This window comes from Leptospira yanagawae serovar Saopaulo str. Sao Paulo = ATCC 700523, from assembly GCF_000332475.2.
Classification (GTDB): Bacteria; Spirochaetota; Leptospiria; order Leptospirales; family Leptospiraceae; genus Leptospira_A; species Leptospira_A yanagawae.
In genome coordinates, this window is record NZ_AOGX02000024.1 from 195220 (window position 1) to 208205 (window position 12986).

At 39.2% G+C, this 12986-nt stretch carries 11 protein-coding genes; 6 read left to right on the top strand and 5 right to left on the bottom strand.

Annotated elements, in window-relative coordinates:
• Positions 1 to 56: 56 nt before the first annotated feature.
• Positions 57 to 1424 (bottom strand): peptide MFS transporter, encoded by a 1368-nt coding sequence (locus LEP1GSC202_RS12540; protein WP_015677987.1) that lies wholly within the window; start codon positions 1422 to 1424, stop codon positions 57 to 59.
• Positions 1397 to 1969 carry a cob(I)yrinic acid a,c-diamide adenosyltransferase gene (locus LEP1GSC202_RS12545; RefSeq protein ID WP_015678031.1) on the bottom strand — a complete coding sequence of 191 codons (573 nt, stop codon included), beginning with the start codon at positions 1967 to 1969 and terminating at the stop codon, positions 1397 to 1399. The genes LEP1GSC202_RS12540 and LEP1GSC202_RS12545 overlap by 28 nt, the downstream gene beginning before the upstream one ends.
• Before the next feature lie 203 nt (positions 1970 to 2172).
• On the opposite strand from LEP1GSC202_RS12545, the gene LEP1GSC202_RS12550 reads away from it, so the two are divergent.
• Together LEP1GSC202_RS12550 and LEP1GSC202_RS12555 are read left to right on the top strand one after the other, a co-directional pair.
• Complete coding sequence (locus tag LEP1GSC202_RS12550; RefSeq protein WP_039929039.1) at positions 2173 to 3021, top strand: flagellin N-terminal helical domain-containing protein; 849 nt, start codon at positions 2173 to 2175, stop codon at positions 3019 to 3021.
• A gap of 97 nt (positions 3022 to 3118) precedes the next feature.
• Positions 3119 to 3850: an OmpA family protein gene (locus tag LEP1GSC202_RS12555; RefSeq protein WP_039929040.1), complete on the top strand. Its 732-nt coding sequence runs from the start codon at positions 3119 to 3121 to the stop codon at positions 3848 to 3850.
• 106 nt (positions 3851 to 3956) lie between these two features.
• On the opposite strand, the gene LEP1GSC202_RS12560 is transcribed toward LEP1GSC202_RS12555, so the two are convergent.
• Positions 3957 to 4277 (bottom strand): YbaB/EbfC family nucleoid-associated protein, encoded by a 321-nt coding sequence (locus LEP1GSC202_RS12560; RefSeq protein ID WP_039928984.1) that lies wholly within the window; start codon positions 4275 to 4277, stop codon positions 3957 to 3959.
• Between the two features lie 79 nt (positions 4278 to 4356).
• Here LEP1GSC202_RS12560 and LEP1GSC202_RS12565 point away from each other — a divergent pair, with 79 nt between their 5' ends.
• Complete coding sequence (locus tag LEP1GSC202_RS12565) at positions 4357 to 5712, top strand: cyclic nucleotide-binding domain-containing protein (RefSeq protein WP_015678294.1); 1356 nt, start codon at positions 4357 to 4359, stop codon at positions 5710 to 5712.
• A 58-nt stretch (positions 5713 to 5770) separates the two neighbouring features.
• On the opposite strand, the gene LEP1GSC202_RS12570 is transcribed toward LEP1GSC202_RS12565, so the two are convergent.
• On the bottom strand, positions 5771 to 6544 hold the full coding sequence (locus LEP1GSC202_RS12570) for a ParA family protein (protein ID WP_015678026.1): 774 nt from the start codon (positions 6542 to 6544) through the stop codon (positions 5771 to 5773).
• Between the two features lie 95 nt (positions 6545 to 6639).
• On the opposite strand from LEP1GSC202_RS12570, the gene LEP1GSC202_RS12575 reads away from it, so the two are divergent.
• The 3 genes from LEP1GSC202_RS12575 to LEP1GSC202_RS12585 are packed head-to-tail and all read left to right on the top strand — an operon-like array spanning position 6640 to position 10405.
• Entirely contained in the window at positions 6640 to 7020 is a 381-nt protein-coding gene (locus LEP1GSC202_RS12575) for a YopX family protein (protein ID WP_015678372.1), read from the top strand.
• Positions 7017 to 8498: a hypothetical protein gene (locus LEP1GSC202_RS12580; protein ID WP_015678269.1), complete on the top strand. Its 1482-nt coding sequence runs from the start codon at positions 7017 to 7019 to the stop codon at positions 8496 to 8498. Before LEP1GSC202_RS12575 ends, LEP1GSC202_RS12580 begins: the two co-directional genes overlap by 4 nt.
• A 32-nt stretch (positions 8499 to 8530) precedes the next feature.
• Complete coding sequence (locus tag LEP1GSC202_RS12585) at positions 8531 to 10405, top strand: AMP-dependent synthetase/ligase (RefSeq protein WP_015678005.1); 1875 nt, start codon at positions 8531 to 8533, stop codon at positions 10403 to 10405.
• On the opposite strand, the gene pepN is transcribed toward LEP1GSC202_RS12585, so the two are convergent.
• Positions 10402 to 12978 carry an aminopeptidase N gene (gene pepN / locus LEP1GSC202_RS12590; protein WP_015678134.1) on the bottom strand — a complete coding sequence of 859 codons (2577 nt, stop codon included), beginning with the start codon at positions 12976 to 12978 and terminating at the stop codon, positions 10402 to 10404. The genes LEP1GSC202_RS12585 and pepN overlap by 4 nt on opposite strands.
• Between the last annotated feature and the right edge of the window lie 8 nt (positions 12979 to 12986).

The window sequence follows — 12986 nt, forward strand, 5'->3', positions numbered from 1 at the left end:
ACATTTCCCAAATGAATCAATTCTGCTTGTAACGTTCCTTGTACATTCATAAGCCTTCAAGATGTTTCATTTAATAGGCGTTTTATGTGATTTTGTTTCCATAAATAAATTAAATACAGGAGGAATGCAGCAGACCAAGACACAAGAACAAATAAAGCATAAAAATGCACCATACTTCCCCATTCCCTTTGGTAACCAGAGAGGATTCCTGCTACATAATGACCAATCGCTGCCGATAAAAACCAAACTCCCATCAGTAGCGATGCAAACCTAACAGGTGCCATTCGACTTACAAAAGAAAGTCCAACGGGAGATAAACATAACTCACTGAGAGTGTTCCAAAAATACACAGACACCAAAAACAGTATGGATACTGACATTCCCGTTTCCGCTTCCCTAGCAGCAAATACCATTACCAAAAATCCAATCCCAAGTAAAACCAAACCGATTACAAATTTCAAAATCGGATTTGGATTGTTTTTTGTTTCGGCAAGTTTCAACCAAATTCCGGAAACCATCGGCCCAAACACGAGGATCATTAAAGGATTTAAAGACTGTAAAAGAGAGGCTGGAACTTCGAATCCAAATAGCGAACGGTCTGTATGGCGAAGGGCAAATAAGTTCAAAGAAGATCCCATTTGTTCGAAAGCCATCCAGAAAAAAATGCTAAAAAATGATAAAAGTCCAATCAAACCGACTTTTGCAAACATCTCTTGGTTAAGATTCGCATTCCCGTATGTGGGAGTCGATTGATTCGAACCATTGGAAGGAAGGGAAACCGAAACATCACTGGTTTGTTTTTTTTTGTCTTTTGATTCTTTTTTCCAAACAAAATTGGGAAGGGACTGACTTCCGAAATAAAATACAAGGATGCCAATCGCCATGCCAACACCTGCCGATAAAAATCCCAGATGCCAATCAACCTTTTCGCCTAAACTCCCCGCGATGATGGGACCAAGTAACCCACCTAAATTGATGCCCATATAAAAAATGGTAAACCCACTGTCACGAAGGTTTGGCTTTTCTAAATACAACCTGCCAAAGATTGTTGAAATCGTGGGCTTAAAAAATCCATTCCCAACGGCAATGAGAAAGAGTCCTAAATAAAAAAATTCGTATCGAGGTATCGCAAGAGAAAAGTGGCCAAATAACATAAGCACACTTCCTAAATAAATCGCAGACCGATAACTGAGAAACCGATCGGTGAGATAACCCCCTATGACAGGCGTTAGGTAGACAAAACTTGTATAATATCCATAAATGATCCCCGCGTCCTTGTCTGTCATTCCCAAGGAACTCACCAAGTACAAAACGAGGATGGCACGCATTCCGTAAAAACTAAGCCTCTCCCACATCTCAGTGAGAAACAAAGCGGAAATGCCTTTTGGGTGGTCTTTTAATTTGATTTGGTGCGACTCTGCCAAATGGTCTCCTCTTGTCCTACGGAAAAATTCACAAACCGTGCCGCTGTGAATAAATAGTCAGACAACCGATTCAGGTAAATGCGTAGGTCTTTGTGAATCTCACCTCCATTTTCTACATAAACCAAAAGATCTCGTTCTAACCTCCGGCAAACAGTGCGAGAGATATGTAAGGCACTCGCCATTTCCGTTCCCCCTGGCAAAATGAAAAACTTGATTTCGGGAAGAAACTCCATCAATCGATCGATTTCCCTTTCAATGGATTCCACATCAGCGGCATTCACAACCGTACCGTCTTTGGCATCTTTTGGAACGTAACCAGCAAGTTCCGAACCAATTTCAAAAAGGAAACTTTGGATGCTTTGCAGATAGAGTAAAAACGGCTTTTCAATGGAATGTTTTTTTCCTAACGAAAGAGCAAGTCCGATGGTGCTATTCAATTCATCACAAGTACCATACAGATCCACCCTTCTGTCGGTTTTTGCCACTTTTTTCCCTGATGCTAAATAGGTTTGTCCGCCGTCGCCAAATTTGGTGTAGATTTTCAAAATCTTAAGTCCTTTGCCGTAAATTTCCTTTACAGTCCTTAGTTTTTTGGTATAGAATCATCTGGAAAGGAAAAATTCACGGGAGAACCAAGGGCAGGCAACCCCTTCTCTCCTCGAAGGAATGGATTTCTGGAAACATGAGTTTCTCCTTTCTCCGCCTGTAGGGAAACAAGCGGGTCATGGACACACAGGAGGGTGTGACAATGATTATCAATCACAACATCAGTGCACTCGTTGCAAAACGGGCGCTCACAAACACCAGTCGTGACATGGACAAATCCATGGAACACCTAGCAACGGGTATGCGAATCAACAGACCAGGGGATGATTCCTTGGGGTTCTCCGTATCCGAAAAACTTAGATCCCAAATCCGAGCTTTAGGCCAAGCAGAACGAAATACTCAGGATGGTATGTCGTTTTTGCAAGTGACGGAAGGATCTTTGGACCAAGTAAACTCCATTTTACAGAGGTTACGTGAACTTTCCGTCCAATCTGCAAACGGGATTTATTCGAATGAGGACAGAAAACTTGTCCAATTGGAAGTATCTCAACTTGTCGAGGAAGTCGAAAGGATCGGAACATCTGCCGAGTTTAACAAAGTCAAACCACTGGATGGTCGCTTCTCACGAGCTTCCAAAAATCCAATGACCTTACAAGTGGGTACAAACGGATCAGAAAAAATTGAAGTCTACATCAATACGATGACAAGTTCTTCTTTGAAACTGAAACAAGCTGGAAACAAATTAACACTTTCCACTCCGAACAAAGCTACCGACTCACTTCAGGTCTTGGATGATGCCATCTCAAAGGTCAACCGGCTCAGGTCTGACTTAGGCGCCTACTACAACCGATTGGATTTAACCTTAAAATCACTTAGCAATAACTATGTGAACATGGTTTCTTCTGAATCACAAGTAAGGGACGCAGATATGGCAACGGAAATGGTGGAATATTCAAAAAACCAAATCCTAACCAAATCGGGTGTGGCCATGCTTGCCCAAGCAAATCTCAGACCAGAATCCGTAGTAAAACTCCTCACGGACAGATACTAGGGAATTTTAAGAGATGGAAATCCTCCTTGCAAACAAGGAGGATTTCTTTAAACTTTGTCCGAAACCTTCATTTCAAATGTTAGCGAGGACAATCACTTTGAAACAAATCATCTCAGGAATTTTATCCCTATCTTTACTTACCACAATTTCTTGTGGACTATCAGACAACACAAAACGACTCATCCTAAGTACATCCATTGGATGTGGGGTTGGTTTAGCGTTAGGTGCTGTTTACGATGAGTCACAAAGAAAAAAAGATACAAAAGACAAAAAGAATAATTTCCAAAGACAAATCAAAGAATCTTTGGCATTAGAAAAAAAGAAGCCACAAAACAAAGGTAAAATTATCGGTTTAGGAGCAGGATGCCTTGCAGGACTTGGAACTGGTTTTTATCTCAACACCATGTATGATAACATGGCAGAAGAGATGAAAAAACAAGGGATCAAACTTGAAAAAGTAGAACGTGGAGGAGACACGGTTGCTCTCACTGCTTCCATGGACGGAGGGATTGCCTTCGAAGATGGCAAAGCGGACCTTAAAGGGAAAGGAAAAGAAAACATTGATAAGTTAGCTGAAGCACTTGCAGCTTACCCAGAAACAAAAATCAATATTTCTGGTCACGCCAACAGAACAGGAGCAGAAGACCTAAACATCCGACTCTCCCAAGACAGAGCCGTTACTGCAAAAGATGCCATCATCGAAAATGGTGTTGAAGGGAAACGTATTGGAACAGTCCAAGGTCTTGGTTCTTCGACACCACTCAAAAATGTAGATCCAAAAGATGGATCCAACAGACGTGTGGAAGTGGAAATCATTCCAGCAAGTTAAACCTTTCCAAAACTTTTTAGGGAACCATTCCCAACAAAAAAGCCTACAATTTCATTGTAGGCTTTTTCTTTTGAAACCAGATTGGAATCTTAAAATCAGTTTTGTTTTACATTCCAAGGCCAGGGAATCCACCCATGGCTTGCATTTGCTTTGCGGCACCAGCTTGTGCATCCTGTAATGCTTTCGTATAAGCTTCCTGGATCGAACGTTCGAGTAAGTTTTTATCCTTTTTTTCTAGGAGTTCATCTTCAATTTGGATCGATTTCATTTGGAATTTTCCATCCAAAGTAACGGAAAGAAGTTTATTTTTTGAAATTCCTACAAAATTTAAGCCAGCAAGTTCCTTTTCCATGGTTTTCATTTGCGAGCGCATCTTTTTCATCTGTTTGAGCATATCAAACTTATTTCCACCAGCTCCACCGAACATAATCACCTCTTCTACATTTCAGGATTTTTTTTCCAAGAAAGAACGCAAATATAAAACTTTCGTTGTCGATACTAAGTACATGCTCCATCCCAATTCAGCATTCAAACGAATCTGGGACCTTTTCGTTTTTGGATGTATCACCTACTTTGCAATTGAAGTACCCCTTCGTTTGGTATTCCAACACAAATTATCAGCAGGTGTTACCGTCTGGGAGAGGTTCATCCAAATTGTATTTGGAATTGATTTGGTGCTTAATTTTTTCACGGCGATCATTAAAGACAGACTCCTCATCCAAAATCGAAAAATAGTGGCCAAAACCTATTTGAAATCCTGGTTTCTCATCGATTTTTTATCTGCATTTCCTTTTGATTTGTTTGGTAACTTTTTTTTCCAATACTTTGGAGTGACAGATAGCTTAAAAATTTTACGATTATTAAGATCGGTTCGGGTATTTGAACTATTTAAATCCCTTCGCATGCTTGCATTAGGTGCAGATTCCGAAGATCGATTCAAACTTGTCGAAGTGATCAATCCTATGACCTTTCGATTAATATTTTTTGTGTATTGGACCACTCTTTTTGCCCATTGGGTTGCCTGTGGTTGGATCCACCTAAGCCCTGAATTTTTAATCGATAAAGATATGACAACACGTTATATCCGTTCCTTATATTGGTCTGTCACAACACTTACCACCATCGGTTATGGAGACATCACACCCACTACGAACAAACAAACAATTTACACAATGGGTGTCATGATTTTAGGTGTGGGTATTTATGGGTATGTGATTGGTAATATTGCCACTCTATTATCTAATCTGGATATTTCCCGTGTTACCTTCCAAGAAAAATTAAATACCATCAATTCCTTTATTAAATATAAAAAACTTCCACCGCACTTGGCTAATCGAATCCGATCGTATTACATCAATTTATGGGAAAACAAACATGGGATTGATGAATCGGAAATCTGGAGCCAACTCCCTTCTGGAATTAAAATCGATGTTTCGATGTTCTTACACAACCATCTCATCTCAGTGGTTCCGTTTTTTAAACATGCACCTGAAGAATTAAAACGAGAAGTTGTGTTAGAATTAAAACCTGCTTACTATATGAAAGGAGATGTGATCTTTCGAGAAGGTGATGTTCCTCATAATATGTACTTTTTATCAAAAGGACATGTAGAAGTGATCAAAGAAAAATCTGGTGAACTCCTCGCCACTCTCAACTCAGGTTCCTTTTTTGGAGAGATGAGTTTGATAGATGATTCCTTACGCACTGCGACGATCAAAGCAGGATCCTATTGTGATGTGTATACGCTCAGCCGCGACGCATTCCAAGAAATTTTAAAACACCACCCTAGTTTCGCCAAACACATACAAGAAATTGCCAAAGAACGTAAGGTCCACCAATCCAGTTTTAAATCCTCCGAATGAAGGAAGTAACCTAATCCACGTTATAGATGAGGGGATACAAATCTGACCTGTTTCCCCATCACAAACGAAGGTTTGTGATCGAATGTTCAGGGTCTACGATGGCAATGGTTTCATCCGCAAGCCTATCAAACGCATACCAAGCATTGGTATCTTTTTTTAAGGATTCTTGTTTTTCCGTTTTGACTTTGATGGATTCTGATTTTGGAATTTCACCGAGGGTCGGAATCTCTTCAATGGCTTTTAACCTTTCCAGTAACTCCCGGTGTTTTTTTGAAGTACCAAACCAAGAAGGAACAAAGGCAATTTTTTTCTTTTGGCTGAAAACAGTTTCTGTTTGTGCAATTTCATCCAAAAGGAGGTTCACAGCACGAATGGTCCATTTGCTTGGAGTGACGGGAACTAGGATAAGTTCGGAATTGTAAATGGCTGTTGTCAATTCGTGTTTCGCGGACCCGGGAGTGTCAATCACCACAAATTGGTAGTCCTTACGGATTTCTTCTAAGGCTCGTTTGAACTGAAGGCATAAACTAGTGGAATCAGGATTGTACTTTGTGAGTTTTGCAAGGCTTAAGGTGGATGGTAACACATCAAATTGTTTTGTTTTCCGAATACAATCTGTGATTTTTTTCATTCCGAGTAAAACACTCATCACATTGGCTTCTTCCAAAACATTGAGGTCTATGTCAGGCATCGAAAAATCAGTGAGATCACCCTGCATGTCCATATCTACCACAAGTGTTTTCCCTCGTCTCGCCAATGCACAGGCCAAATGGGCGGCGGTTGTCGACTTTCCACTCCCACCTTTTATGTTTGAAACCGAAATCACCTTCATGGGGCAAAGAATTTCCCCATTTCTATCATTGACCACTGATTTTTTTTTGAATTTTCCTTGGAAAGGACTCTCACCAACTTAAATTGGTTCCAGTTATGGCATTCACGATTCGTTTCCGAGTTTGGGACAAACAAGAAAAAGAATTTTCACAAAAAGGTTTTAGTTTAACCTTAGATGGCAAACTGTTAAAGTTTGGGCAACCTGTCTCTAATGAAGACAATTTTGTTGTGAATAGTTTCACGGGTCTTAAAGACAAATACGACAAAGAGTTGTACGAAGAAGATATCATCGAACATACTGTTGCCAAAGAGGGAAACCTCACGCAACATACAGGCATTATACGATACAATAATGAACATGGGGCATTTTACTTAGAAAATGGACCTCCACTTTTACAATTGTTTTCCATCCGCAAAGTGGGAAATCCTTATGAAAATCCCATCCTTTATGATTTGTATTTAAAAAGTAAGTCTTGATTTTTTTTCGATTCATTTGTTTTTTTATTTTCCTCAGTTCAATTCCTCTAGATGCAAGTCCTATCCTAGAAGAATACTGGGAAGCCATTCAAAAATCAAAAGACAAATATGAATTAGATGATTTAAGTCCAAAACGATTTCGATTTGGTTTTGATTCGAATGCACCAGCGACAATTTATAAAGAATCACTCAATCATGAAGTTTTTTGGTTTTGCCAAAAGTATTTAGCGAAGTACCATACAAATTTTCCATACCCTCGACTAAAAGACGACATTCGCTCTCACCTAACCGATTTATATGGTGATTTATCTCAGAATTTTTTGAGTGGCAAAACGAGTTTCACTTGTTACTCGGGATGGAAAACGGGAAGTGCTTTACTCAAAATCCATTTTTTCTTAAACGAAGATGAATTTTTTCCCTATCGTTATGACCATTACAACCAAAATGGTTTCCTTTACCTCACCGAAGAAGATGAAACAAAAAACGGTAAAAAAGACAGTTTTACCTATTATGCAAGCTCAGGTTGCCCAAAAGAAATCACAAAGGACAAAAATGATTTTGGAGGGATCGATGAATGGTGGTACTTTCAAAACTGCAAACTCACCCGAATCGAATATGATGCCAACGAAAATGGATTTAAAGAAAGAATTTGTTATTACGAAAACAACAAAGAAACGTATTGTGAAGGAGTGGGAGAAAAAGAAGAAAGAGAAGCAATCCTTTTAGAAACGAAGGAAAGATGGAAAGAGGCCCTCAAATCCTATCGAAAGTCACTTGTTGAATACAAAAAAGAAGTTCCCAATGGAACTCTAAGGACCTGTTCCTTACTCAAAAAAATTGCAAACATTGAATACAATGAAAAGGAATTTTCCTCATTCACCAAAACCTTAGATGAATTTTTTTCCTATAGGGTCTGCGAATCTGATTCTTTGGATGTATTATTGTACAAATCTTATTATTACTTATATGTACTAAACGATTACCAGTCAGCAAAAGAAAGTTATAAAAAAACGGCTGAAATTTACCGAAAGGTTCATGGAGAAATTAGCCCCGAAATTTCCTTAAACTTGGCTTATGCTTACCTAATGGTAAAAGAACCTAAAGCCTGTTTAGCGAGCATGGAAAAACTCAATGCCCGAAGGTTAATGCCCTACCCACGATTCTTTTTATTTTATTACCGTGGGTCTTGTGAACTCAGTTTGGGAAATTATGAAGATTCCTATACCAATCTCAAACGAGCTCAAATCTTAGGTGGTGAAAAGGTATTTTTGCCCATTGTGTATTATAAATTGGCACGCGCTTCTTACGCAACCAAACGAGACAACGAAGGTAAACTTTGGGCAGACCAAGCCCTTTTCATCGATTTAGATTTGTTCCAGAAAATGGAATCAGATCCGATCTTTTCCAGTTTTTTAGAGACTCAATCAGGGATATCCTATAAACGAAAATATTACTTGAATAAAGTACAAAAGCCATGAGAGTTTAGCTCCTACGGAGACAGATTCGATTCATGAAAAATTTTACGACACTGAATGATGTATTTTATTATGCCAAACGAACCTATGGTTCTAAGGAGATGTTCTTTGCAAAAGATGCTAACAAAAATTTCAAAGGACGCACATTTTCTGACATCTTTCAAGAAGCTGAAAATTTAGCTTTATCCCTTTTGCAATTGGGACTCCAACCTGGAGACCGCATTGGCCTTATGGCAGACAACCGAACGGAATGGGCGATAGCCGATATCGCCACTTTGTTAAACGGTGCAGTCAACGTTCCAAGAGGTTCCGATTCCACTCCTCAAGAAATTGAATACATCCTAACTCATTCGGAAAGTAAGTATTGTTTTGTGGAACATGAAAAATTGTACGATAGTTTGAAACCCATTTTTGGAAATACAAAGGTTGAAAAAGTCATCATATTAGATCCTAACTTTGTATCCAAAGATCCTATGGTGGTCAATTTATCAACACTAGTAAAAGATGGGGAATCTCTTAGAAAAAACCTACCTTCTTTGGAACTCAGGTCCAAACAAGTAAAACCAGATGATCTTTTTACCATCATTTATACATCGGGTACCACTGGTATGCCCAAGGGTGTTATGTTAACCCACCAAAATATGGTGTACAATGTGGTGAAAGTTCCTCCAAGAGTTGGCCTCAAATCTTCAGACAGAACCCTTTCCATCCTCCCTGTTTGGCATATCTTTGAGCGAGCGATTGATTATGCAATCATTGCGGAAGGTGCATCCATTGCCTATACGAATATCCGAGACCTTCGCGATGACTTTCAAAAAATCAAACCAAGTTTTATGGCATCGGCTCCAAGACTTTGGGAAAATCTATATCTCGGCATCAAACAAAAGTTAGAGAAAGCTCCTGAAAACAAAAAGAAACTTTTTGATTTTGCTTATGACATTTGTAAAAAATTTAAAGATGGTCAGGATTATTTAGCAGGTAATAAATTACTCACTAAGGAAGAGTCTCCTTTTGAAAGGATGAAAAACACAACGATTAGCATCGGGTATGTTTTAAACTTATTTTTATTAGCCAAAGTACTTGACGGACTTGTGTTTTCTAAAATCAGAGATGTGTTAGGTGGTCAATTGACAGGGACCATTTCCGGTGGAGGTGCTTTACCGGCACACGTAGATGAGTTTTTTAATGTGATCGGAATTCCCGTTTACGAAGGGTATGGCATGACAGAATGTGCACCAATCATTTCTGTTCGTTCCGTTGGTCATGTCGTACAAGGTTCCGTTGGAAAATGGCCAGAAGGGACCGTCGTAAAGATCGTCAACGATCAAGGGGAATCCGTGGCGAAAGGGAAAATGGGTGTCATTCATATCAAAGGCCCTCAAGTCATGAAAGGTTATTATAAAAACGAAGAAGCAACAAAGAAGGCAGTCGTAGATGGTTGGATGAATACAGGGGACCTAGGGTTTATTTCCTTTAACGATACACTTTCCGTGCGCGGTCGTGTGAAGGATACAATCGTTCTCCTTGGTGGGGAAAATGTGGAACCTGTCCCTATCGAAAACTTACTCTTAGAAAATGCGATGATCAACCAAGTGATCGTGGTAGGACAAGACCAAAAATCCTTAACAGCACTTGTTTGGCCTGACAAAGACAGAATGAAAGAGGCTGGATTGCAGTGGAAAGAAGGTGAAGACTTAAACCAAAACAAAGATGTTAGACAGTATTACCAAAATATCATCAAAAAACAAATTTCATCGGAAAATGGATTCAAATCCTTTGAAAAACTTTCGGACTTTCGTTTTTTACCAAAAGCTATGGAAGTTGGCGATGAACTCACCAACCTCTTTAAAATGAAACGAAATGTCATCCATGATAAATACAAAGATTTAATCAAATCGATGTACAGTTAAAGTGATTGGATGATTTTTCCCACAACTTCTCCCAAATCCTTTGAAATTTGGGGGAGGTTTTGAATTCCTTCTAACTCACGTTTTGCGATTTTTGGCAAATCCCCTTTTTGTTTAGGGGTTTGTGCAAATAGTTTCGCAAGTCCTGCGGCAATTTGCGGATTGATTCCATTCAGTTGTTTGATTCTTTCTGCGATCAATTTATATCCAGAACCATTTTCCTCATGAAAGGACAAAGGGTTTCTCGCAAAACTAAAGTATAAAGAACGCACTTTATTGGGATTTTTTTGTGTGAATTTAACATGAGATTCTAAATTTTCGACAACTGAATTTTTCCTTTCCCCCGAACTCACCTGTGCGGCAAACCAAACATCCAAAACCAATGCATCAGATTTCCACCGGTCGTAAAATAGTGATATCACATTTTCTTTTTCTTTCGAATCGATCTCAATTAAATATCGTAAGGGAGAAATTTCTTCGCTCATATGTTTGGCTTCTCGTTGTTGTGAAACGGCAAGTTGTTCGAAACTACGGTTTGGATCGTGTAACAAATAGTATAAGGCAATATTCTTTAACCTACGTTTGCCAATCTCTTCTTTTGTCTGCATAGGAATCGTTTTTCGATTTTCTTCATACAAAAATTGGAATTCTTTTGTAAAGGATTTGGAAATGGTTTTTAGTGCCTCGTTTCGCAATTGATTTAATTTTATAAAATCAAACACCTGTAAGTGTTCACTGATTTGACTGAGAGTGGGAAAACTAAGATAAAAACTGAAATAGGTTTTATCCCAATTTTTCCGAAAACTTGAACTTAGGATCTCTAAGATATCCGACAAATTCTCGTTTGTATTTTGCCCAAGAGCCGATGCAAACCAAGAGAAAATAAGGTTTTGGAAGGCGAAAAACCGAGATACACCATCTGGTTCCGTTTCTGCTAAAATTTTGATCTCATCTTTTGAGAGATTGGATTGGATTTGGATCGGACTCGAAAGGGAGCGAAACCAGGAAAGAATGGGTTTACCCCCTTCCTTCGTTTGCAAAACACGGACCCGATCAACATGTCCATATTGGATTCGTTTTCCCACGTCCAAAATATTTCCTTTGTGATCAAAGGCAGCATAAGAATTTACAAACACCAGAGGTTGGTTTTCCCCTTCTGGATCCGAAATGGTAAATACCCATTCGTTTGTTTTCGCATCAAACTCGTCCGTGATCTTAATCTCTGGAGTTCCACTTCGGTGGTACCAACCTCGTATGTAAGGAATCGGATTTCCATATGCCTCTTCCATGGACGAAATAAATTCCTCAAAGGTAACCCCTTGCCCATCATATTTGCTTAAATACAACGTTAGTCCTTTTTTGAATTTTTCACGCCCGATAATCTCGGAAAGTAAACGAATCACCTCCGCCCCTTTTTCATACACTGTGACGGTATAAAAATTATTCATCTCCGTGTAGGATTTTGGGAGGATGGGATGTGACATGGGTCCTTGGTCTTCGGGAAATTGGTATTCCTTTAAAAAGAGAATGTCTTTGATTCGTTTGACATGAGGGTCTGTCATATCCTCAGTAAACCATTGGTCACGAAATACTGTTAACCCTTCTTTTAAGGTTAAGTTAAACCAGTTACGTAATGTCACACGGTTTCCAGTATAATTGTGAAAGTATTCATGACCAATCACTGCCATTATCGATTCAAACGTTTCATCCGTGGCAGATTTTTTATCAGCTAATACAAGTTTTGCGTTAAATAAATTTAAACCTTTATTTTCCATAGCACCCATATTAAAATCTTCAACGGCCACGATCATAAACAGGTCTAAATCATATTCCAAACCAAAGGTGTCTTCATCCCATTTCATGGCTTTTTTTAGGGAATCAAAAGCAAAAACCACTTTTCCTTCATTTCCCTTTTCTACATAAATTTTTAGAGTTACATTTCGACCAGATTTGGTTACGAAGTGATCTTTTGTTTCCACAAGTTCCCCTGCGACTAGGGCAAAAAGATAACTTGGTTTTGGGAACGGATCCTCCCAAACCACTTCTTTTTTCCCTTCCACTGGTAATCCTTCACTGACTAAATTTCCATTGGATAACATCACGGGAAAATAAGTGGGATCCCCTGAAATGGTGACCGTAAAACGCATCATATTATCGGGGCGATCAATTGAGTATACGATCTTACGAAATCCTTCTGGTTCGTTTTGCGTACACAACATGGAACCAGATTGGTACAAACCTTCTAACGAAGTATTTTGGTTTGGACAAATTCGATTTTCAACAGTGAGTTGGAATGATTCCCCTGGTGGTTGGAAGATCTCCAATCCCAAGTCCGTAACTCGGTAATCATTGGGGTCAGCGACCGCTCCATTCAACCGAAGGGATAAAAATTCTAAATTTTCACCATGTAAAAACAAAGGACCAGGCACATTGCCATTTAATTGTACATCATAATCGGCTCTGACAACTGTGAGGTGGGGGTCTAAATCGAACCGCAAATGCACCTTTGGAGTGACCCAAAGGTTTGGTGAGTAATCTTCTATTGAATGAACAGGAGATGGAGAGGATGAAGTCATCCTCCTTC